The sequence below is a fragment of the Streptomyces sp. PL-25 genome (assembly GCF_058344915.1).
This window is the reverse complement of sequence record NZ_CP136997.1, coordinates 1679565-1701780: the sequence shown is the minus strand read 5'-3', so window position 1 is coordinate 1701780 and position 22216 is coordinate 1679565. Positions and strand designations below refer to the sequence as shown.

General features: G+C 73.7%; 20 protein-coding genes and 2 pseudogenes. 11 read left to right on the top strand and 11 right to left on the bottom strand.

The features are described from left to right. Positions 1-213: 213 nt before the first annotated feature. Positions 214-1168 (bottom strand): annotated as a pseudogene (locus tag R4Z62_RS07580) (DUF4184 family protein). A gap of 297 nt (positions 1169-1465) precedes the next feature. Between R4Z62_RS07580 and R4Z62_RS07575 the strand changes: the two are divergent. After that, positions 1466-3310: a lytic transglycosylase domain-containing protein gene (locus tag R4Z62_RS07575; protein WP_491519390.1), complete on the top strand. Its 1845-nt coding sequence runs from the start codon at positions 1466-1468 to the stop codon at positions 3308-3310. A gap of 99 nt (positions 3311-3409) precedes the next feature. Here the strand turns inward: R4Z62_RS07575 and hrpB are convergent, their stop codons facing one another. Both hrpB and R4Z62_RS07565 read right to left on the bottom strand, forming a co-directional pair. Next, a complete protein-coding gene (gene hrpB / locus R4Z62_RS07570; protein ID WP_491519389.1) occupies positions 3410-5938 on the bottom strand; it encodes an ATP-dependent helicase HrpB in 2529 nt (842 codons plus the stop codon). 85 nt (positions 5939-6023) lie between these two features. Beyond that, positions 6024-6980 (bottom strand): class I SAM-dependent methyltransferase, encoded by a 957-nt coding sequence (locus R4Z62_RS07565; RefSeq protein ID WP_491519388.1) that lies wholly within the window; start codon positions 6978-6980, stop codon positions 6024-6026. Positions 6981-7206: 226 nt separating this feature from the next. Here R4Z62_RS07565 and rpsA point away from each other — a divergent pair, with 226 nt between their 5' ends. Then, entirely contained in the window at positions 7207-8709 is a 1503-nt protein-coding gene (gene rpsA / locus R4Z62_RS07560) for a 30S ribosomal protein S1 (RefSeq protein ID WP_018567566.1), read from the top strand. Between the two features lie 119 nt (positions 8710-8828). Here rpsA and R4Z62_RS07555 read toward each other — a convergent pair whose 3' ends face one another. Next, positions 8829-9803, bottom strand: coding sequence for a right-handed parallel beta-helix repeat-containing protein (locus R4Z62_RS07555; RefSeq protein WP_491519387.1), 975 nt, complete (start codon positions 9801-9803; stop codon positions 8829-8831). 238 nt (positions 9804-10041) lie between these two features. Between R4Z62_RS07555 and R4Z62_RS07550 the strand changes: the two genes are divergently transcribed. From R4Z62_RS07550 to R4Z62_RS07540, 3 genes are all read left to right on the top strand, one after another. After that, a complete protein-coding gene (locus R4Z62_RS07550) occupies positions 10042-10980 on the top strand; it encodes a PAC2 family protein (protein WP_026252497.1) in 939 nt (312 codons plus the stop codon). 56 nt (positions 10981-11036) lie between these two features. Then, on the top strand, positions 11037-11657 hold the full coding sequence (gene coaE / locus R4Z62_RS07545) for a dephospho-CoA kinase (RefSeq protein ID WP_491519386.1): 621 nt from the start codon (positions 11037-11039) through the stop codon (positions 11655-11657). A gap of 88 nt (positions 11658-11745) precedes the next feature. After that, the gene (locus R4Z62_RS07540) at positions 11746-12126 is read left to right on the top strand and encodes a tetratricopeptide repeat protein (RefSeq protein ID WP_064532384.1); all 381 of its coding nucleotides are present in this window, start codon (positions 11746-11748) and stop codon (positions 12124-12126) included. 32 nt (positions 12127-12158) lie between these two features. Here the strand turns inward: R4Z62_RS07540 and R4Z62_RS07535 are convergent, their stop codons facing one another. Further along, positions 12159-12413: a DUF6343 family protein gene (locus tag R4Z62_RS07535; RefSeq protein ID WP_385498475.1), complete on the bottom strand. Its 255-nt coding sequence runs from the start codon at positions 12411-12413 to the stop codon at positions 12159-12161. A 164-nt stretch (positions 12414-12577) separates the two neighbouring features. Beyond that, positions 12578-13168 (bottom strand): RNA-binding S4 domain-containing protein, encoded by a 591-nt coding sequence (locus R4Z62_RS07530; RefSeq protein ID WP_355480841.1) that lies wholly within the window; start codon positions 13166-13168, stop codon positions 12578-12580. Positions 13169-13224: 56 nt separating this feature from the next. Here R4Z62_RS07530 and R4Z62_RS07525 point away from each other — a divergent pair, with 56 nt between their 5' ends. Next, positions 13225-13932 (top strand): uracil-DNA glycosylase, encoded by a 708-nt coding sequence (locus R4Z62_RS07525; protein ID WP_064532378.1) that lies wholly within the window; start codon positions 13225-13227, stop codon positions 13930-13932. Between the two features lie 97 nt (positions 13933-14029). Continuing rightward, the gene (gene pip, locus R4Z62_RS07520) at positions 14030-14998 is read left to right on the top strand and encodes a prolyl aminopeptidase (RefSeq protein ID WP_382846051.1); all 969 of its coding nucleotides are present in this window, start codon (positions 14030-14032) and stop codon (positions 14996-14998) included. 63 nt (positions 14999-15061) lie between these two features. Here the strand turns inward: pip and R4Z62_RS07515 are convergent, their stop codons facing one another. Beyond that, positions 15062-15565, bottom strand: a complete 504-nt coding sequence (locus R4Z62_RS07515; protein WP_064537300.1) for a GNAT family N-acetyltransferase — start codon at positions 15563-15565, stop codon at positions 15062-15064. A 90-nt stretch (positions 15566-15655) separates the two neighbouring features. Then, positions 15656-16144, bottom strand: a pseudogene (locus R4Z62_RS07510) (RidA family protein); the annotation flags it as partial. Between R4Z62_RS07510 and R4Z62_RS07505 the strand changes: the two are divergent. Next, entirely contained in the window at positions 16143-16964 is an 822-nt protein-coding gene (locus R4Z62_RS07505) for a nucleotidyltransferase domain-containing protein (protein ID WP_491519385.1), read from the top strand. The pseudogene R4Z62_RS07510 and the gene R4Z62_RS07505 sit on opposite strands and share 2 nt — an antisense overlap. Before the next feature lie 177 nt (positions 16965-17141). Beyond that, positions 17142-17327, top strand: a complete 186-nt coding sequence (locus R4Z62_RS07500) for a DUF8839 family protein (protein WP_491519384.1) — start codon at positions 17142-17144, stop codon at positions 17325-17327. A gap of 56 nt (positions 17328-17383) precedes the next feature. Here R4Z62_RS07500 and R4Z62_RS07495 read toward each other — a convergent pair whose 3' ends face one another. Both R4Z62_RS07495 and R4Z62_RS07490 read right to left on the bottom strand, forming a co-directional pair. Beyond that, positions 17384-17872: a hypothetical protein gene (locus R4Z62_RS07495; RefSeq protein ID WP_355480833.1), complete on the bottom strand. Its 489-nt coding sequence runs from the start codon at positions 17870-17872 to the stop codon at positions 17384-17386. Continuing rightward, positions 17863-18876 carry an ATP-binding protein gene (locus R4Z62_RS07490; RefSeq protein ID WP_491519383.1) on the bottom strand — a complete coding sequence of 338 codons (1014 nt, stop codon included), beginning with the start codon at positions 18874-18876 and terminating at the stop codon, positions 17863-17865. Before R4Z62_RS07490 ends, R4Z62_RS07495 begins: the two co-directional genes overlap by 10 nt. A 209-nt stretch (positions 18877-19085) precedes the next feature. Here R4Z62_RS07490 and R4Z62_RS07485 point away from each other — a divergent pair, with 209 nt between their 5' ends. Then, positions 19086-19946 (top strand): Sco1979 family transcriptional regulator, encoded by an 861-nt coding sequence (locus tag R4Z62_RS07485; RefSeq protein WP_064532371.1) that lies wholly within the window; start codon positions 19086-19088, stop codon positions 19944-19946. Further along, on the top strand, positions 19947-20237 hold the full coding sequence (locus tag R4Z62_RS07480; RefSeq protein ID WP_018567581.1) for a DUF397 domain-containing protein: 291 nt from the start codon (positions 19947-19949) through the stop codon (positions 20235-20237). Between the two features lie 302 nt (positions 20238-20539). Here the strand turns inward: R4Z62_RS07480 and R4Z62_RS07475 are convergent, their stop codons facing one another. After that, on the bottom strand, positions 20540-22027 hold the full coding sequence (locus R4Z62_RS07475) for a glutamate synthase subunit beta (RefSeq protein WP_355480830.1): 1488 nt from the start codon (positions 22025-22027) through the stop codon (positions 20540-20542). Positions 22028-22216: the final 189 nt, after the last annotated feature.

The following is a 22216-nucleotide window of genomic DNA, read 5'->3' as shown; positions in this document are numbered from 1 at the left end:
CAGCGCGACCGGTGGTCCGGCCACCGCGACCGATAGCCGAACCGAACGGAACCGAACGGAACGGAACGGAACGGAACCGAACCGAACTGGTCCGGACCGGTCCGGGCCGGTCGTCGGTGGGCCGCGAGCGGCGGAGACCGCCGGGGACGGGACCCGGACCGGGACCGGAACCAGGGAGGGCCCGGCCCCCCCGGAGGCCGGAGGCCCGCCGCCTCACCGAACCCGTAGGCCGCCGTCCCGCCGACGCCCGTCGTCGCCTCCCGCACCCGGATCCGGCCGACCGGCGTCCCCACCCTCCTTGCTTCCGACGCCCCCGCTCCCGACGCCCCCGCTCCCGACACGCTCGCCCCCCGCGCCACCCCTGTGCCGGTGGCGCACCCGCACCACCACCGCGTACGCCGTCACCCCCACCACCAGCCCGGCGCCCGCGCCGAAGCACACGGTGGGGATCAGGTCGAACAGGCCCCCGCCCCCGCCCCTCCCGTCCGCGGCCCACGAGCGGGCGACCCGTTGCACCGTCCCGGCCGCCGCGCAGCCGCCGATCAGGGCCGGGCCCCACCACCGGTCCCGGGCCGGCAGCACCGGAACCCCGGCCCCGGCCGGCTCGACGGCCACCGCCCGCCGCAGCGCGTGGACGACGAAACCGGTGATCGCGACCGCCGCCACCACCGAGCCGCCGTACTGGAGGCAGCGGTAGCCCGGCGCGCCCCCGATCCGGTGGTCCAGCACCGGGAGCACCCGTACACCCCACCGGTCATGGTGGGTGAAGGCGTCCCAGACCACATGGGTCAGCGCGCCCGCGGCCGCGGAGAGGTACCAGCGCGCCACCGAGGAGGGCTCCACGCGCGCGCGTGGAGCACCGCACCGCAGCAGTGCCGCGGGCCGCCCCTGGACGCTCCGGGGGAGCAGCGCCACCAGGGGTTCGCGGGCCATGAGCCACAGCCAGGCCAGGAGCCAGGCCGTCGGCACGTCCACCGTCACGACGCCGGGCAGGGAGTGGGTGAAGGTGCCGAATCCCATCGCCGGGCAGCGCGTTCGCCGCGTAGAAGGTCGCGTCCGGTGCGAAGGAACCCGCGAAGAGCACCACCGGCACCAGCCGCCACCGGCCCGTGCCGTCCCCGCGCACGGCGGGCAGCACGGCGGCCGCGTGGCTCAGAGTGAACGGCAACGGAACCCCCCACAAGGCGTGTTGACCGGGCCGGACGACCCGGACGACCGATACGCCCAGTATGCGGGAGAGAGAACCGGACACCTCGGTTCCGCGTCCTCGTGCGGCCGAAGGTGGCCAACCGGAGCAAACCGGGCACGAACCGCTCCCGACACAAAGGAAGTTGTCGTAGGGTCACCTGGGTCGTGCATTCGGAAGGCTCCACAAGGGCAACCAGTACCGCGGGTCAACCGTCACAACAGGGCGAACACACAGGAACAGAGGGACGCTCGGGCGTTCACGGGAGGGGTTCACTCCATGGCGGCGCATTTCGGCAGGAGGCTGTACAAAGGGGCGGCGACCACGGCTGTGGCCGCGGTCGCGGTCGCGGCGCTCTCCGCTTCGGAGGCTCCCGGTGTGACGGCCGGCGACGACGGCAGACAGACGGCGGCCGGTGCGTCCTCCGCCCCCGACACCGCCGCGGGCGCCGGGGACACCGCGACCGGTGACACGCAGTACTACACGGACCTGCCGCCGCTGAAGAGCCCCGAGCCCGTCACCGGCACCGGCACGGGGAGCGGCACCCCCGCCGCCGGCGGCCCGGCCGAGGCGGGCATACCCGCCACCGTGCTCGACGCCTACAAGAAGGCCGAGTCCGAGCTGCGGACCGCCAAGCCGGGCTGCAACCTGCCCTGGCAACTGCTCGCCGCGATCGGCCGGGTCGAGTCCGGCCAGGCCCGCGGCGGCCAGGTGGACGCCCAGGGCACGACGCTCACCCCGATCCTCGGCCCCGTCCTCGACGGCAGCGGTTTCGCGCACATCAGCGACACCGACCACGGCGCCTACGACGGCGACAGCACCTATGACCGCGCGGTCGGCCCCATGCAGTTCATCCCCTCCACCTGGAAGTGGGCGGGCCGGGACGGCAACGGTGACGGCAAGAAGGACCCCAACAACATCTACGACGCCGCCCTGGCCACCGCGCACTACCTGTGCCGCAACGACTGGGACCTGTCGGACCAGGCGGACCTGAACAGCGCGATCCTCAGCTACAACCACTCGCAGGAGTACCTGAACACCGTCCTGTCCTGGCTGGAGTACTACCGCAAGGGCACCCACTCCGTGCCGGACGGCACCGGCCAGCTGCCGAGCCACAGCAGCGGCGGCGGCACCCCCGGGACGTCGCCCACGAACCCCTGGCAGCCGACCGTGCCGACGACCGGCCCCGGGAAGTCCGGCAAGCCGGGCACACCGGCCGAGCCGGGCAGGCCGAGCACCCCGGGCAAGCCTGCCAAGCCGAGCAAGCCGGGCAAGCCGGGCGGCGGCTCCCCGACCGAGCCGCCCACCAAGCCTCCGACGCCCCCCACCAAGCCCTCCACGCCCACCGACACCGTGGACCACCTGAAGGACGCGGGCACGGGCGAGCTGACGGCGAGGGCCGGCGACGCCTTCGCGCGGAGGATCAGCGCCCGCGCCGAGACCAAGGCCGGCAAGGCGGTCGCCAAGGTCAGGATCCGGTTCGTGATCGACGGTGACACCGACGCCGCCTTCGCGGGGGGCGAGAAGGTCGCCACCATCGTCACCGACGCCTCCGGTACGGCCGTCGCACCGGCGCTCCAGGCCGGTGAGAAGACGGGCTCCTTCACCGTGCAGGCCCTGCTCGTGGGCCGCACGGTCTCCGCCGTCCAGTACAAGGCCACGGTCACCGCGCGCGCCGCCGACAAGCTCGTCCGCACCGGCGACACGCCGCTGCTCTGCACGCCCGGCGGCACCTTCGCCGACCAGATCGAGGTCAAGGCCACCTACAAGGGCGCCGTCGCGGACCGGGTCGCGGCCACCGCCACCCTGGTCAAGTCCGCCGAGGACGGCACCGAGAACGACAAGGGCCCCTACTTCAAGGGCGACGACGACAAGCCCGTACGCACCCTGACGGACCTCAGGACCGACGACAAGGGCCTGCTCAAGCTGCCCGAGCTGTACGCGGACGACACCACCGGCACCTTCCTGCTCCGCATCACCACCACCGGTGGCGCGACCCTGACCGTGGAGCTGAAGGTCGCGGCGGACGGCACCGCCGAACCGTCACCGGACCCGTCCGGGTCCCCGTCCACGTCCCCGTCACCGTCCGGGTCCCCGTCGGCATCCCCGTCCACCGGCTCGTAGGCCGCGCGGCGGCACCGGCACATCACCGGGGCGCCCCCCTCCCGCACCGGCGCGGGAGCGGGGCGCCCCGGCGCGTGCGGCCCGGGACCGGCCGGCGGGTCAGCGCCGCAGCCGGGCGTTGGTGTGCCGGGTCGGCTCGGCGATCGCCGGGTCCTCGGGCCAGGGGTGCTTCGGGTACCGCCCGCGCAGCTGAGCCCGTACGCCCTTGTAGCCGTCCCGCCAGAAGGACGCGAGGTCGGCGGTGACGGCGACGGGACGGCCGGCGGGGGAGAGCAGGTGCACGAGGACCGGCATCCCGGCCACGGCGGGCGAGGTGTCCAGCCCGAACATCTCCTGGAGCTTCACCGCGAGCACCGGCCGCTCGGGATCGCCGTAGTCGACCCGGACGGCCGACCCGCTGGGCACGGTGATCCGCTCCGGGGCCAGTTCGTCGAGGCGGGCCGCCTCCCCCGAGGCCCACGGCAGCAGCCGGGACAGCCCCTGCCCGGCGTCGATCCGCGCGAGGTCCGCGCGGCGGCGGGCACGGCCGAGTTCCGGCTCCAGCCACTCCTCCACGCGCGCGTGCAGGGCGTCGTCGCCCACATCGGGCCAGGGCGCGCCGAGCCGCCGGTGCAGGAAGGCGAGCCGCCGCCGCAGCGCCTCGGCCCCCGGCGACCAGCGCAGCAGCCCCCAGCCCTCCTGACGCAGTCCCTGGAGCAGCGCCTCGCGCACGAGCGCGGGAGCGGGGTCGGTGAGGGGCCGTGCCCTCAGCTCCACCGCACCCAGCCGTTCGACCCGCCGCGCGACGACGTCCCCGCCGGCCCAGCCGACCTCCTCCCGCTCCTCGTGCAGCGCCCCGGCCGCACGCCGGGCGATGTCCTCGTCGACGGCCGCGGCGAGCTGCACGCGCGCGTGCCCCCGGCCCAGCGGCCGGTCGGCGACCGCGACGGCGAGCCACGGCGACCCGCGCAGCGCGGACCCCTCGGCCGGCTCCGCCCGGGTGCCGGAGACCATCAGGTACGAACCGCCGTCCAGCCGCGCCACCCGCTCGGGGAAGGCCAGCGCGGCGACCAGCCCGGCCACGTCCTCCTCCCGGCGCCCGCCGGAGGACTCCGCCGCGCGTCCTTCCGGGGCGGGCGCCGCGGACCCCTTCGCCGCGGCCCGCAGCCGCCGCACCTCCGTGCGCCACCGCCCCGCGTACGGGTCGCCGCCGCGCCGGGCGGCGCGCAGCGCGGCCGCGAGATCGTCGCCGTACTCCCGGGGCACCTCCTCGCTGAGCAGCGCGACCACCTCCGCGGCCCGCTCCGCCGCGTCACCGGCGCCCGCGTCGAGCAGGGCCCGTCCGAGCCGGGGATGCACGCCGAGCCGGGCCAGCCGCGCACCGCGCTCCGTGGCGCGCCCGTCCGGACCGACCGCGCCCACGGCGGCCAGCACCTCCCGCGCCGCCGCCATCGCCCCGGCGGGCGGCGGATCGAGCAGGGCGAGCCCGGAGGCGTCCGGGTCGCCCCAGCAGGCCGCCTGAAGGGCGAACGCGGTGAGGTCGGCCACCTTGATCTCCGGCGCCGGGAACCGCGGCAGGCGGCCGTCCTCGGCCTCGGTCCAGCACCGGTACACCGTGCCCGGCGCCTCCCGTCCGGCCCGGCCCGTCCGCTGCCGTCCGGCCGCCTGCGAGGCCCGTACGGTCGTCAGCGCGCTCAGCCCGCGCGCGTGGTCGACCCGAGGCTCCCGGGCGAGCCCCGCGTCCACCACGACCCTGACGCCGGGCACCGTCAGCGAGGACTCCGCGACCGACGTGGCGAGCACCACCCGGCGCCGCGTCCCGGGTGCCAGCACCGCGTCCTGCACGGCCGCCGGGGCCCGTCCGTGCACCTGGAGCACATCCGTGCCGTCCAGGTCCTTCAGCGCGCCCGCGACCCGGGCGAGCTCGCCCGCGCCCGGCAGGAAGCACAGCACGTCACCGGTCCGCTCGGCCAGCGCCCGCCGCACCACCGACCCCACGTGCGCGAGCAGCGCGGGATCCACCCGCATGCCGTGCGGCGGCCGCACCGGGCGCGCGGGCGGCGCCCACACCACCTCCACCGGGTACGACACACCGGCCGCCTCGACCACCGGCGCCCCGCCCAGCAGCCGCGCCCAGCCCTCGGCGTCCGTGGTCGCCGACGCGGCCACGAGCCGCAGCTCCGGCCGCAGCGCCTCCCGTACGTCGCACAGGAACGCCGCGGCCGTGTCCGCGTCCAGATGCCGCTCGTGGCACTCGTCGAGGACCACCGCGTCCACACCGGCCAGCTCCTGGTCGCGCTGGAGGCGCTGGAGCAGCACACCGGTGGTGACGACCTCCACGCGCGTGCGCGGCCCGACGACGCGTTCCCCGCGGACGGTGTGGCCGACGCTCCCGCCGGGCCGTTCGCCCAGCAGCCAGGCCATCCGCCGGGCCGCGGCGCGCGCCGCGATCCGCCGCGGCTCGGCCACGACCACCCGCCGGGCCGGACCCCCGCCGGTCAGCCCGGCCAGGGCGAGCGGCACCAGCGTGGTCTTGCCGGTGCCGGGCGGGGCCACCAGGACGGCACTGCCGTGCCCGTCGAGCGCGTCGTTCAGGGCGGGGAGGGCCGCGCGCACGGGGAGCGCGGCCAGGGCGTCGTCACGGATCACGCCCCCAGTGTCGTACGGGTACGGGAACGCCCTCCACGCGCGCGTGGAGGGCGGACGGGAATCGCGGTCCGTGTCCGGGCCGGCGTCAGTCCCGCTCGCAGACGAAGATCGCCGTCCCCGGGATGAGGTGTCCGCGCAGCGGAGACCAGCCGCCCCACTCGGAGGTGTTCCAGTCGGGCCACTCCGGTTCGACCAGGTCCACCAGGCGGAACCCGGACGCGACCACGTCGCGGACCCGGTCGCCCAGGGTGCGGTGGTGCTCGACGTAGACCGCGCCGCCCTCCTCGTCCTGCTCCACGTAGGGCGTGCGGTCGAAGTAGGAGGCGGACACCGACAGACCCTCCGGGCCGGGCTCGTCGGCGAACGCCCACCGGACGGGGTGCGTCACCGAGAAGACGAACCGCCCGCCCGGTCGCAGCACCCGGCGCACCTCCCGCAGCACCAGCCGCGGGTCGGCGACGAAGGGCAGCGCCCCGTACGCCGAGCAGGCCAGGTCGAACGAACCGTCCGCGAAGGGGAGCACGGCGGCGTCCGCGCACACCAGGGGGAACGGTCCGCCGATGCGCAGCGCGTGCTGGAGCTGGCGGTGGGAGAGGTCGAGGGCGACCGGACGCGCGCCCTGCCCGGCCAGCCAGCGCGAGCACTGGGCCGCGCCGGCGCCGATCTCCAGGACGTCCTTGCCCTTCAGGTCCTCGGGCGGACCGAGGAGTTCCGCCTCCACCTCGTCCAGGCCCTCGGGACACCACACGAAGCGCTCGTCGCCGAGGAACGTGCCGTGCTCGACCTGGTACTCGTCGGCGTTCCGGTCCCACCAGCCGCGGTTGGCGCGGGCGCTCTCGGCGACACCGGCCGCGCGTCGGGTGGCCTCGGGCTCGCACAGTTCGGACTCTTGGATGATCGGCTCCCTCGTACTAGTCTGCGGGCTCTTCCGTGCGCCCCCGTGGCGCGCGCCGCCGGGGGCGTTCCGGTGCCGGTAGGGCCCCGGAGGACGGTTCCTGCGCCGGGAATGCGGTGTTCGCCCCGGGTGTGCGGCTTCGCGCATTGACCCTGCCCGGCTGCCCCCGTATGCTACAAGTTGCGCTGCGGGCCTGCGCGCCTCAGACGGAGCAGGCTGCGCTCGCATCTGTTGTATGTCCCCTCGGTTCTCGAGGCGCCACCAGCGGTTTTGTGTGGCGCTTCCTTGGCTGTCCGGCTTCTGCAGAGCGAAACGGGCTCCCGGCGTAAGCAGTACCTACGACTTCAATGTCCGTACCGGAGCCCTTTCCCACATGACGAGCAGCACCGAGACCACCGCCACCACCCCGCAGGTAGCGGTCAACGACATCGGTAACGAGGAAGCATTCCTCGCCGCGATCGACGAGACGATCAAGTACTTCAACGACGGCGACATCGTCGACGGCGTCATCGTGAAGGTCGACCGGGACGAGGTCCTGCTCGACATCGGTTACAAGACCGAAGGTGTCATCCCGAGCCGCGAGCTCTCGATCAAGCACGACGTCGACCCGAACGAGGTCGTCGCCGTCGGTGACGAGATCGAGGCCCTTGTCCTTCAGAAGGAGGACAAGGAAGGCCGCCTGATCCTCTCGAAGAAGCGCGCCCAGTACGAGCGTGCCTGGGGCACCATCGAGAAGATCAAGGAAGAGGACGGCATCGTCACCGGTACCGTCATCGAGGTCGTCAAGGGTGGTCTCATCCTCGACATCGGCCTCCGCGGCTTCCTCCCGGCCTCCCTGGTCGAGATGCGCCGTGTCCGCGACCTCCAGCCCTACGTGGGCAAGGAGCTCGAGGCGAAGATCATCGAGCTGGACAAGAACCGCAACAACGTGGTCCTGTCCCGCCGTGCCTGGCTGGAGCAGACCCAGTCCGAGGTCCGCCAGACGTTCCTCACGACCCTCCAGAAGGGTCAGGTCCGCTCCGGCGTGGTCTCCTCGATCGTCAACTTCGGTGCCTTCGTGGACCTGGGTGGCGTCGACGGTCTGGTCCACGTCTCCGAGCTGTCCTGGAAGCACATCGACCACCCCTCCGAGGTCGTCGAGGTCGGCCAGGAGGTCACGGTCGAGGTCCTCGACGTCGACATGGACCGCGAGCGCGTCTCCCTGTCGCTGAAGGCGACCCAGGAAGACCCGTGGCAGCAGTTCGCCCGCACCCACCAGATCGGCCAGGTCGTGCCCGGCAAGGTCACGAAGCTGGTGCCGTTCGGTGCGTTCGTCCGCGTGGACGAGGGCATCGAGGGTCTGGTCCACATCTCCGAGCTGGCCGAGCGCCACGTGGAGATCCCGGAGCAGGTCGTCCAGGTCAACGACGAGATCTTCGTCAAGGTCATCGACATCGACCTCGAGCGCCGTCGCATCAGCCTCTCGCTGAAGCAGGCCAACGAGTCCTTCGGTGCCGACCCGTCGGCGGTCGAGTTCGACCCGACCCTGTACGGCATGGCCGCGTCCTACGACGACCAGGGCAACTACATCTACCCCGAGGGCTTCGACCCCGAGACCAACGACTGGCTCGAGGGCTACGAGAAGCAGCGCGAGGAGTGGGAGCGCCAGTACGCCGAGGCGCAGACGCGCTTCGAGCAGCACCAGGCGCAGGTCATCAAGTCCCGCGAGGCGGACGAGAAGGCCGCTGCCGAGGGTGGCGACACCGCGGGTGGGGCTCCGGCCGCGTCCGGTGGTGGCGGTTCGTACTCCTCCGAGGGCGGCGACACCTCCGGTGCGCTGGCTTCGGACGAGGCCCTGGCGGCCCTGCGCGAGAAGCTGGCCGGCGGCCAGAGCTGACCGCTCGCCGTCAGGCGCCCGCAGTAAGTGCACGACCGCGGCCCGTACCCCCTGTGTGGGGGTACGGGCCGCGGCCTTGTGTGCGCGCGGGACCGGCCGGTGCCCGGCGGTGCTCGTCCTCACGGCGTCGGCGTCACCTCGATGTTCGTCAGGCCCTTCCCGCCGGTCACCGTGTTGCTGTCGTAGACGGTGGTCGGACAGCTCGTGCTCCGGCCGGTCACGTCGACGGCCAGCCGGGTCGGGCCGGTCGCACCCGTCAGAGTCGACTTGTTGCCACGGAACACCGTGCCGCAGCCCCAGCCGGACTGCTGGGTGTGGGTCTGGTAGCCGTCGTTCGTGGTGCGGGTGCCGGTGTTGTCCTGGACCAGGACGCCGTTGCCCTTCACATCGACCCAGGAGTCGTCGTAGTTGGCTCCGGTGAGTCCGCTGCCGTCGAACGTGTTCCCGACGATCCGGGCGCCGGTGGTGCCCTCCTTGATGTCGACGTTCTCGCCTCCGACACCGGGCCCGATGGTGTTGCCCAGGATCTGGATGTTGTCGCTGCGGTCCGAGAGCGTGTTGGCGGTGCCGACGTAGACGCCCTCGCCCATGCCCCGGCCGTCGTGCCCGGTGTCGTAGATCCGGGAGTTCCGGATGACGCCGTCCGTGCTGGAGTCACGGAAGTGGACGCCCTCCATGTCGAGGTCGTGCACGGTCACACCGTCCACGATCACGCCCCGCGCGGCGTCGATCATGATTCCCTTCTGGCCGCCGGTGACGGTCAGCCCGCTGACCGTCCAGTACGACGCGCCGTTCAGGTGCAGTCCGTAGCCGCCGCCCGCGGTGAGCACGGCCCCGGCCGAGCCGGTCAGGGTGATGCGGGCGCCGGAGGTGGCCGCCCGGGTGGCCTTGAAGTTGCCGGTGTACGTGCCGTCGGCGAGGTGGATCGTGTCGCCCGGGGCCGCCGCGGACAGCGCCGCCTTGAGCTGGGCCGCGGTGGAGACCTCGACCACCGGGGCGGCCGCCCGCGCGTCCGGGGCGCCCAGGAGCGGGGCGGCGAGGGCCGCGGTGACGGTGAGCAGGGAGGTGAGCGACGTGCGGGAACGTCTGCGCATGGGGGAGCCTTCCTGTGGTCACGAAGACTGGCGGGTGCGGGCGGTGCGGGTTCGCGTACCTGAACCGAGGGCGGCCACATGAACCATGGGACCGCTCCGGGACCGTAAGAGAGAGGCATGAGCGCGTCAAGAGTGTCGGTGTGGCGGGCCGGGAGCCGCGCGACGGCACGCGGCAGCGGGGAATGCCCGCGCCCCGCTCCTCGTTGTGAACCGATGAACACGAGGAGGGGCGATCACAGTGCTTGATCCGCAGGGTTTGTACACATGGGAGCCGAAGGGCCTGGCGGTCGTCGACATGGCGCTCGCGCAGGAGTCGGCCGGCCTGGTCATGCTCTACCACTTCGACGGCTACATCGATGCGGGGGAGACCGGCGACCTGATCGCCGGCGGGCTGCTCGACTCCCTGCCCCACCAGGTCGTGGCCCGCTTCGACCACGACCGGCTCGTGGACTACCGCGCCCGCCGGCCGCTGCTGACCTTCAAGCGCGACCGCTGGAGCGCGTACGAGGAGCCCTCCATCGAGGTGCGCCTCGTCCAGGACGCCACCGGCGCGCCGTTCCTGCTGCTGTCCGGGCCCGAGCCGGACGTCGAGTGGGAGCGTTTCGCGGCGGCCGTACGGGAGATCGTGGAGCGGCTGGGCGTACGCCTCGCCGTGTCCTTCCACGGCATCCCCATGGGCGTCCCGCACACCCGCCCGGTCGGCCTGACCCCGCACGGCAACCGCAGCGACCTCGTCCCCGGCCACCGCAGCCCCTTCGAGGAGGCCGAGGTGCCCGGCAGCGCCGCCGCCCTGCTGGAGTACCGGCTCATGGAGGCCGGGCACGACGTCCTGGGCGTCGCCGCGCACGTACCGCACTACATCGCCCGCTCGCCGTACCCGGACGCGGCTCTGACCGTGCTGGAGGCCATCACGGCCGCCACCGGCCTGGTGCTGCCGGGCCTCGCCCACTCCCTGCGCAACGACGCCCACCGCACCCAGACCGAGATCGACCGGCAGATCCGCGAGGGCGACGAGGAGCTGACCTCCCTGGTTCAGGGCCTTGAGCACCAGTACGACGCGGCCGCCGGAGCGGAGACCCGCGGCAACATGCTCGCCGAGCCCGTGGAGATCCCCTCGGCGGACGAGATCGGCCGGGAGTTCGAACGGTTCCTGGCCGAACGGGAGGGCGAGAACTGACCGCCCCCGCCGGGCCCGGCGCCCGCGCCGCCCGCGCCAGGCCCTAAGCTGCCGCCATGCTGAAGGTGGGCCTGACCGGGGGCATCGGAGCCGGTAAGAGCGAGGTGTCACGGCTGCTCGTGGAGTGCGGGGCGGTGCTGATCGACGCCGACCGCATCGCGCGCGAGGTGGTCGCCCCGGGCACACCGGGACTGGCCGCCGTGGCCGACGCCTTCGGCCCCGAGGTGCTCGCCGCCGACGGCAGCCTGGACCGCCCCCGGCTGGGCGCCGTGGTCTTCGCCGACCCGGAGCGGCTCGCGGTCCTCAACGCGATCGTGCACCCCCTGGTGGGGGCCCGTTCACGCGAACTGGAGGAGGCCGCCGCCGAGGACGCCGTCGTCGTCCACGACGTCCCGCTCCTCACCGAGAACGGCCTGGCCCCCCTCTACGACCTCGTGATCGTCGTCGACGCCCGCCCCGAGACCCAGCTCGACCGGCTCGTACGGCTGCGTGGCATGACCGAGGAGGACGCACGCGCGCGCATGGCCGCGCAGGCGACGCGCGAACAGCGCCTGGAGATCGCCGACATCGTCATCGACAACGACGTACCGCTGGACCGGCTGCGCGAACGGGTGCGCGAGGTCTGGACGCGACTGGCCGGCAGGGCGCACACCGCACCGGCCGGCGACCGGGAGTAGCCCGCGCGCCCCGGCGCGGGCCGCGACCGCCGGAATACGGTTGCCCGGTCGGGGCGTTGGACCCTTCCAGCAAGGGAAGGACTCAGCCGTGCCCGAGACCAGCGGTTCCCCCGGACGTACTCCGGAGACGCATGTCATCGACTTCCGCGCCGCCGAACACCTGCTCGCCGCGCGGGACCCACAAGGCGCGGTGAAGCTGCTCGACGGCGTCATCGCCGCGCATCCCGAGAACACGGCCGCCCGGCTGCTGCGCGCCCGCGCCTTCTTCGCCGCCGCGCAACTGAGACCGGCCGAGCTGGAGTTCACCATCGTCCTGGAGCGGGAGCCGGACAACGCGTACGCGCACTTCGCGCTCGCCCGGACCTACGAGCGGCAGGGCCGGCCCGACCAGGCCAAGCGCCACTTCCGGCTGGCCGCCGCGCTGGACCCCAACCCGGAGTACCTGCAACGGGCCAAGTTCGACACCTGACCGGGCCGGTTGGTTCCGTGGGTGTGGCGCCCTCAGTCGGGCGGCCGGTACGGGGGGACGTCACGGCCCGGCTGGTAGTGCGGACCCTGACGCAGATGACGGACGATGACCGCGAAGTCGACCGCGATCACCAGCCACAGCACACCACAGGCCGCCGCCCACCCCGGCCGCCCGACCAGCACGAACACGGCCACGCCGAACATCGCCCAGGCCAGCCCCCACACGCTCAGCCAGAACCGCGCCCGCAGAGCACTGCGCGCGGTCGTCGGTTCACTGCCCGTACGCATCGCCGCTCACCACTTCTCCCTGCCAACGTACTCTCGGCGCGGCGGCGGCGCGGCGGCGCGAGGAGTACGGCGGGCGAGGAGTACGCCGGGTCGAGGCGCACGGCGGCTCCGGGAGCGTGACGGCCGTGACGGTGTGTCGGTGGGGTGGCGGGGCGGTGGGGTGGTCAGTGGCTCCGCGGACGGCCCTGCGGACCGCTCGGACCGTCCAGGGTGCCCATGTCGCGCAGCCGTTCCAGCTCCCGGCGGTCGCGCTTGGTCGGCCGCCCGGCCCCGCGGTCGCGCACCCCGGCGGGCGCGACGGCCTCCCGGGGCGGGGGCGGCGGGGAGTTGTCGACGTAGCACTGGACGGCCACGGGCGCGCCGACCCGCTTGCGGATCAGCCGGGTGACCACGACGATCCGCTCCCGGCCCTCGCCGCGCAGCCGCACCTCGTCACCGACGCGGACGGAGTGCGCGGGCTTGACCCGCTCGCCGTTCACCCGCACATGGCCGCCCCGGCAGGCGGTGGCGCCGACGGAGCGGGTCTTGACCAGGCGGACGGCCCAGATCCAGCTGTCGATCCGCACGGTCTCGCCCGCGCCCGGACCGGCCGCCGCAGCGGCGGCCACGGCGGCGGCGACCCGGGGATCGACGGCGGCCGTCCCCGCGGCGGCGCCGTCCTCGTGCCCCTGCCCGTCCGCGCCGCCCCGGCGCTCGCCGTCCCCGCCCGGGGCGCCCCTGTCCTGGTCGCGGTCCATGTCGTCTCCCGAAGCCATGGACCCGACCTTAGCCGCCCGGACCCGCCGGCTCCGGAGGTATTTACGGTGGAGGCATGGACAGCAGCAGTCTCGACGCTCTCGACCGGCGCATCACCCGCTGCCGGGCCTGCCCGCGCCTGGTGGCCTGGCGCGAGGAGGTGGCCGAGACCAAACGGGCCGCCTTCGCCGACTGGACGTACTGGGGCCGCCCCGTACCGGGCTTCGGCCCCCCGGACGCACGGCTGCTGATCGTCGGACTCGCCCCGGCCGCGCACGGCGCCAACCGCACCGGCCGCATGTTCACCGGGGACCGTTCCGGCGACGTCCTGTACCGGGCGCTGTACGACGTGGGCCTGGCCTCCCGGCCCACCGCCGTCCGTGCCGACGACGGCCTGGAACTGTACGGCGTGCGCATCACCTCGCCGGTGCACTGCGCCCCGCCCGCCAACAAGCCGACCCCCGGCGAGCGGGACACCTGCCGGCCCTGGCTGGTCCAGGAACTGCACCTGCTGCGGCCCACCCTGCGGGCGGTGGTGGTGCTCGGCGGGTTCGGCTGGCAGGCCGCGCTGCCCGCGTTCACCGAGGCGGGCTGGACGGTGCCCCGGCCCCGCCCCGCCTTCGCGCACGGCACCCGGGTGGCGCTCCCCGGCCTCGACCTCTTCGGCTGCTTCCACGTCAGCCAGCGCAACACCTTCACCGGCCGCCTCACCCCGGCGATGCTCCGTGACGTCCTGCGCACGGCGGCGGACGCGGCGGGGCTGGAGACGAAGCCGGAGGAATGACCGCGCGGGCGGCGAGGACGGGACAGCAGCCCCGGGCACGGGAGGCGCGGCGGAAAACCGGGGGACGGCGCCGCCACGCCCCGGCTAGGGTGCGCCGATGCCCCTCTATCCGGAGACCGAACCGTACGACCACGGCCTGCTCGACGTCGGCGACGGCAACCACGTCTACTGGGAGACCTGCGGCAACCCGGACGGCAAGCCCGCGCTGGTGCTGCACGGCGGCCCCGGCTCCGGCTGCACCCCCGGCCACCGGCGCTACTTCGATCCGGCCGTCTACCGGATCGTGCTCCTCGACCAGCGCGGCTGCGGGCGCTCCGTGCCGCACGCGAGCGCCCACGACACCGACATGAGCGTCAACACCACCCGGCACCTCCTGTCCGACCTGGAACTGCTGCGCCGGCACCTGGGCATCGAGCGGTGGCTGGTGTGGGGCGCCTCCTGGGGCTCGGTCCTGGGACTGCGGTACGCCCAGACCCACCCCGGGGTGGTCTCCGAGCTGGTGCTCACCGGGGTCGCCACCGGTTCGAACGCCGAGGTGGCCCTGCTGACCCACGGACTAGGCAGGTTCTTCCCCGACGCCTTCGCCCGCTTCCTCGCCGAACTGCCCGAGGACGCCGACCGCACCGGCAACCTCGCCGCCGCCTACAGCCGGCTGCTCGAATCGCCCGACCCGGCGGTGCGCGCGCGGGCGGCGCGGGCCTGGACCGACTGGGAGACGGCGATCGTCCCCGCCCCGCCGCGTTCCGTGCCCCGCTACGAGGACCCGGCGTTCCGCATGGCCTTCGCCCGCACCGTCACGCACTACTTCGGCAACGACCACTTCCTCGGCCCGGACAACGACGAGGGCGTGGTCCTGCGGGACGCCCCCCTGCTGGCGGGCATCCCCGGCACCCTCGTCCAGGGCGGCCTCGATTTCGGCAACCTCCTCGGCATCGTCTGGCGCCTGGAGCGGGCCTGGCCGGACAGCGAGCTGGTGCTCGTGGACCGGGCCGGGCACCACGCGGGCGCCCCCGGGGTGGTGGACGTCCTGGTCGCGGCCACGGACCGGTACGGCGCCCGTGGCTGACGCGGCCGCTCCGGCCCCGCGGCGGCTGCCCGCGGACGCCTGCCGGTGTGCCGCCGCCCGCCCTCAGGGGCGCCAGACGTACCGCACGTCCGGCTCGCGCTCCTCGTTGCCGCTGCCGTCGGTGTACTCGGCGGCGACGAAGCCGTGCCGCTCGTAGAAGCGGTGCGCGGGCGCGTTGACCTGGAACGTCCACAGCTCCAGCCCGCGCGGGCGGCGCTCCTTGGCCAGGGCGATGAAGCGGTCGCCCAGCCCGCGCCCCCGCCAGGCCGGATCGAGGTAGAGCTGGGACACCTCGTCGTCGTCGAGCACCATGACGCCGACGACGCCGTCCCCGCCGGTGTCGTCGGCCACCCACGTCTCCCGCGAGGGCACCACCACGTCCCGGAAGTACGCCCGCACCTCGTCGTCGGTGCGCGGCCGGACGACGGTGGGCAGCGCGGCGGCGAAGGACCGCAGCCAGACGTCGGCGACGGCAGCGGCGTCCGGTGCACCGGCCCGGCGCAGTACCACGGGCTCCGCCGCGCCCGGCGCCTCCTCCTGTGCGTTCTCCGGCGCCTCCTCCTGTATGTCCTCCTGTGCGTTCTCCGGCGCCTCCGGTACGACGGCCGTCGCCGTGATCTCCACCAGCTGGCCCGGATACCCCAGGCAGGCGACGCCGAGCAGCGTCGACGAGTGCGGGCCCGTGGCCAGTCCGGACGCCTCGACGACCTCCCATACGGTGCTCAGCACCGCCGGGTCGGCGCTGACGACGTACACATCGGTCACCAGGACATGGGCCAGGTCGCTGCCCACGTCCCGGAGCTGCCGGGACAGATTGGCGATCACCTGTTCGGCCTGGCGCACGGGATCGCCCGCCCCGACGAGTCCGCCCTCGGCGTCGAGGGGCACCGCCCCGGCGAGGAAGGCCAGCCTGGTGCCCGCCTCGACGACGGAGGCGTGGGAGTACGTCGGCGGCGGGAAGAGGGCGGAGGATGTGACGCGCTGTATCAACGGGACTCCTGGGACGGTGGACAACCCGCCGATGATGCGCGCCGCGCGCACACCGGCGCACCCGAATTTCCCGCCATGAGAGCCGAGCGCGACAACGAGCGAGACAACGAGACACGAGACAAAGCGAGACGCGAGACAAGGGGAGCACCACCGCATGGAACGCCCGGAACAGGCGGAAGATTCGGAACGGGCGGAAGACCCGGACCAGCTCTTCCTCGACACCGTCGCCGACCGGCTCGCCGCCCTCCCCGGCGTCCGGGCCGTCGCCCTCGGCGGCTCCCGCGCCCAGGGCACCCACCGGCCCGACAGCGACTGGGACCTCGCCGTCTACTACCGCGACGGCTTCGACCCCGCCGATCTGCGCGCCGTGGGCTGGCCGGGGCAGGTCTCCGGGATCGGCGAGTGGGGCGGCGGCGTCTTCAACGGCGGCGCCTGGCTGACCGTGGACGGCCGCCGTGTCGACGTCCACTACCGGGACCTCGCCGTCGTCGAACACGAGTGGGCCGAGGCCGAGGCGGGCCGGTTCCGGGTCGAGCCGCTGCTCTTCCACCTCGCCGGGATCCCGAGCTACCTGGTGGTGGCGGAACTCGCGGTGAACCGGGTGCTGCGCGGCGAGCTGCCCCGGCCCACGGCGTATCCGCACAGGCTGCGCCCGGCCGCGCGTGACCACTGGTACGGCATGGCCACCGCCACGCTCGCCTACGCGCGAACCGGACACGCGCCCAGGGGCGCCCTCACCCAGGTCGCCGGGGCGGTGGCCCTGGCCGCGACGCAGACGGCGCACGCGGTGCTGGCCGCGCGCGGGGAGTGGACGACCAACGACAAGGGGCTCCTGGCCCGCGCGGGGCTGGCGGACGTCGACGGCGTCCTCGGCGGACTGACGGCCTCCCCCGAGGAGCTGGAACGGGCCGTCGACACCGCCGGACAGCTCCTCGGCGAGGCGATGGCCGCCCTCCCGGACCACACGGACGAGTGAGCACGATCCGTGCGCGGGACGCCGCGCACGGTGCTCGGCTGCGCCGGAAGTGTGAGGTCGGACGCGGTTTCGGCGGTGAACTCGTGTCGACTGCGTCTCAGTACGGTCACCGCGCGAGGCGTTCACCCCATGCTTGGCGTTTAACTCTAGGAGTACAGCTCAACAGGGAGGTGCGGCGTGAACGGGCGAACAGTGCTCGAACGCTTTCCCGCCGGTGGTCCGCGCGGATCATGGCCCGCGGAGGAGTTCGCGCATGCGCGGCGTCTGGAGGGCCTGCCGGCCGAGGTCATCATGGACCTCGCCACGGACACCTTCCTGGTGATCGTCCGGGGCGGCGACGGCGGCGGTGACGTGAGCGCCTGAGCACCGGGCGTACGCCCAGCGCACCGCACTGCCGGGCGTACGCCGGCGCCGGAGGATCAGGCGCTGACGGACCGGGACCAGGCCGGGGTCGTCCCCGTCACCCGGCACAGAGCCAGATACAGCGGGATCGGCGGCGTGTAGGGGACCGCGCCGTCCGGGCGGTGGATGAGCGTGGGCAGCCGGTCGCGCGCCGTGCCGGGCAGGACCGCGCCGGTCGCGTAGTACGAGGGAGCGGGCCAGCGCAGGGCGTAGTCCGAGTCCGAGGGCACGATCCACCACCAGTGCGTCGCGTCGGCGAAGACGCAGCCCACGCGCGGCAGCCGGGGCATCAGCTCGGAGCCGAAACGGGCGGGCACCGCCACGGCGTCACAGCCCAGCGGGACCGTCATGCCCTCGGGGAGGGTGAGCCGGAGCGGTGGACCGGACGGTTCCGGGCTGCCCGGTGCGCCGGGCGTGCGCGGCGCGCGTCCCAGGCGTACGAGGGTGTCCAGGCTGCACACCTGGCCGGAGCCGTGATCGGAACCCTGAGTACCGCTCACAGCCATACAGACCCCGTTCCCTGAGCTTCGTGCGGTCGCGTGCCCTGCGGGATGTGCGGGGTGTGCGGTGGGTGGGACGACTGTGGCGCGTGCGTCCCGTGCGGTGCGGCATGCGGTCCGTGAACCGCCTGCGGTGTGTGCGATGCGTGCGGTGTGTGCGCCGCGTGGTGCGGCGGCGGGGTGTGCTGGGCGTGCGGGTGCCCGTGCGGCTCGCGTGCCGCCCGCGGGTCGTCCTCGCGGCCGGGGTGACGGGCGGGGGCCGGCTTCGGGCGCGCGCCCCAGCCGAGGTCGCCGCGCACCTCGCGGTCGTCCCGGGCACCCTCTTCGTGCGCCGGTGCCTGGACATCCGCGGACGCCTCCGCCTCCGCGTATTCCTCCGCCACCGCGGGCGCCTCCGCCACCGCGGGCGCCTCCGCCACCGCGGGCGGCTCTGCGTCCGCCGGTGCCGGTGCGTCCACGTGTGCCGGTACGTCCGCGGGACGCCGTACGTCCGTGGATGCCGTCACGTCGTCGGCGGGACCGTCCGCCGCGGCGGCCGTGCGGGGCAGCTCGGCCCACACCACGAGACCGTGGCCCAGCTCCTGCGCTCCCCAGGCGCGGCACAGGGCCTCGACCAGGAGGAGCCCTCTGCCGTGCTCCTCCTCGGGCCGCTGCGGCGAGGAGTGCGGCTCACCCGGGGCGCAGCCCTCGTCGCGCACGGATATGCGCACCAGGTCGTCGCCGTCGAGCAGCTCGCAGACGACCTGGTCGCTCGCCGTGTGCACGATGGCGTTGGTGACCAGCTCGGTGACGATCAGGGCCGCGGTGTCACAGGTGTCCTCGCAGACCGACCAGCCGGTGAGCCGTGACCTGGTCAGTCGTCTGGCCTGTGCGGGCGAACCCGGATGCGCGGCCAGTTCGAAACGGAACCGGCGCTCGGCAACGGCCCCGGTGGGGCCCGCTCCCGTGGCGGCGCCGGGGGCGAGAAGACCCGCGGCGGCGTCTGTTCCTAAGGGCGGGGACGGAATCACGCTTGCCACTATCTCCCCGCCGTGAACACTTGGCAAGTGTCACTATGAAAAATGCAGAGTGCTGTATGACGCGGTGAGGGGTCGTGGCACACTGCACGCAACAGCATGTCGCGCGGCGCCAGTTGAGATCGCCGGAGATCCGTCGGGTCTTCGAATGAATCTTCGAATGGCGCCGCAGGGCTGTCAGGACTTTCAACTGGAGGTGGAGGGTGAGCGAACCGCGGTCCGCGCCGACCGTCGGGCAGGTCGTGCTCGGTCGGCGCCTTCTCGACCTGCGGGAACGCGCGGGCCTCAAGCGCGAGGAAGCCGCCCGCATCCTCCGCGTCGCCCCCGCCACCGTCCGCCGGATGGAGATGGCCGAGGTCTCCCTCAAGATCCCGTACCTCCAGCTCCTGCTGAAGGCCTACGGCATCCCCGACGACGAGGCCGACGCCTTCGTGCAACTGGCCGAGGAGGCCAACCGGCCCGGCTGGTGGCAGCGGTTCCACGACATCCTGCCGGGCTGGTTCTCGATGTACGTCAGCCTGGAGGGCGCCGCCTCGCTCATCCGGTCCTACGAGCCGCACTTCGTGCCCGGACTCCTGCAGACCGAGGACTACGCGCGCGGAGTGCTCACCTCGGGCGCGATAGGCCAGACAAGCCCGGAGGACATCGAGCGCCACGTCGCGCTCCGTATGCAGCGCCAGGCCCTGCTCACCCGCTCCGACGCGCCCCGGTTCTGGGTCGTCCTGGACGAGACCGCGCTGCGCCGCCCGGTCGGCGGCCCGGAGGTGATGCGCGCCCAGATCGACAAGCTGCTCGACGCCGCGAAGCTGCCCAACGTGACGCTGCAGATCGCCCCGTTCTCCTCGGGGCCGCATCCCGGCACGTACGGGCCCTTCGTGCTGTTCCGATTCGCCATGCCCGAACTGCCGGACATGGTCTACAGCGAGTACCTGACCGGCGCCGTCTACCTGGACGCGCGCAGCGAGGTGGCGACCCACCTGGAGGTCATGGACCGCATGGCGGCGCAGGCCGCCACAGCACATCGCACGAAGGAGATCCTCCGGGATCTCCGCAAGGAGTTGTGAATGGATCACATCACGTCCCAGCCCTCGCCGAGCCGTCGCGGCCGGCGGGTCCGCGGCGAGCGGATCTACAACGGCATGCCGGCCAGGGAGCTGGGCAGCGAGGGCTGGCACAAGCCGTGGAGCGGCGGCAACGGGGGCAACTGCCTGGAGGCGATGAAGCTGGCCGACGGCCGCATCGCCGTACGCCAGTCGACCGATCCGGACGGTCCCGCCCTCATCTACACCACCGACGAGATGACCGCCTTCATCGAGGGCGCCAAGGCGGGGGTGGCCGACTTCCTGCTCTCCTGACCGGCTTCCGCTGATTTTCTTGCACGGCCCTTCTTGCACGGTTCTTCTTAACTTTTGGCACTGACTTGATCCCCACCGACATCGACTGCTTACCGTCCGCCCGTCCCTCTCGCGACCGCTTACATTCCGGCTTACATTCCGCCTGACCGCTGACCGCTGACCGCTGACCGCTGACCGCTGACCGCTGACCGGAGGCCGCAGACTGGGAGCCGCAGGCCGCAGTACACCGCCTCCGGGGCGGTCACATTGCTCCGTACGATGCCTCGTCCGGTCGGCGGGGCCGCCTTCCCGCCCCGGCGGGCCTACACCGCCATCGGGCGGTCGTACGGCCCGATCGGGGCGGGCAGCCGTGAACCGCCCGTCAGATAGCGGTCGACCGCCGCGGCCACCGCCCGGCCCTCCGCGATCGCCCACACGATCAGCGACTGCCCGCGACCGGCGTCCCCGGCGGCGAACACCCCGGGGACGCCCGTCTCGAAGTGCGGGCCGCGCACGAGCGTGCCGCGCGGCGCCAGTTCGAGCCCGAGTCCGTCGACGAGCCCGTCGCTCCGGTCCGGTCCGGAGAACCCGAGCGCCAGCAGCACCAGATCGGCCGGCAGCGTCCGCTCCCGGTCCGGCAGCGGGCTGCGGCGCGCGTCCACCTCGGTCAGACACAGCTCGCGCACATGCCCCTGCCCGTCACCGGTGAGACGCAGCGTCGACGCGGCGAACAGCCGGGCGTCCGCGTCCGCTGCGGGCGCCGTACGCAGCACCCCGGCCTCCTCGTGCGCGGCCGACATCCGGTAGATCTTCGGGTACGTGGGCCACGGCTCGCTGTCCTCGTCCCGCTCCGCGCCGGGCCGGCCGTAGATGTCCAGCTGGGTCACGGACGCGGCGCCCTGCCGTACCGCCGTGCCCAGGCAGTCGGCGCCGGTGTCGCCGCCGCCCACGATGACCACATGGCGTCCCGCGGCCGACATCGGCGAGACCTCGATGTCCCCCTCGCACACCCGGTTGGCCAGCGGCAGATACTCCATCGCCTGCCGCACCCCTGCCAACTCCCTTCCCGGCACGTCCAGTTCGCGCCAGGCCGTGGCGCCGGTCGCGATCACCACCGCGTCGTGCCGCGCCCGCAGCCGGTCCGCGCCGATGTCCCGCCCGACCGCCGTGTTCGTACGGAACCGGGTCCCCTCGGCCCGCATCTGCTCCAGCCGGCGCTCCAGATGGCGCTTCTCCATCTTGAACTCCGGGATGCCGTACCGCATCAGACCGCCGAGCCGGTCGTCCCGCTCGTACACGACGACCGTGTGCCCCGCGCGGGTCAGCTGCTGCGCCGCGGCGAGCCCGGCCGGCCCCGAGCCGATCACCGCCACCGTCCGCCCCGACAGCCGTTCCGGCGGGCGCGGCGGGGTGAACCCCTCCTCCCAGGCGCGGTCGGCCACGGCGCACTCGACGTTCTTGATGGTGACCGCCGGCTGGTTGATCGCCAGCACGCACCCCGCCTCGCAGGGCGCCGGGCACAACCGCCCGGTGAACTCGGGGAAGTTGTTGGTGGCGTGCAACCGGTCGCTCGCCGCCCGCCAGTCGTCCCGGGCGACCAGGTCGTTCCACTCGGGGATGAGATTGCCCAGCGGGCACGCCTCGTGGCAGAACGGAACCCCGCAGTCCATGCACCGGTCGGCCTGCTCACCGATGATCGGCAGCAGCGCACCCGGGACGTACACCTCGTCCCAGTCCCCGGCCCGCTCCGGGACCGGCCTGCGGGGCCACTCCCGGCGAGGCGTGTTCAGGAAACCCTTGGGATCGGCCATGGCCGTCTCCCTCGTGCTCGGGCGGCACTCTTCCGGCCACGGGGCGGGCGCGACTCTCCTGGTCACGATACGTCGCGCCGGGCGCGTGCGCAGAGCGGTGGGGCCCCTCGCCCGCGCGACCGATCCCGCCGAGTGGTTCGCCCTGCGCCTCGTGTGCCCCGTGCGCCCCGCATGCCCCGTGTGGCTCGT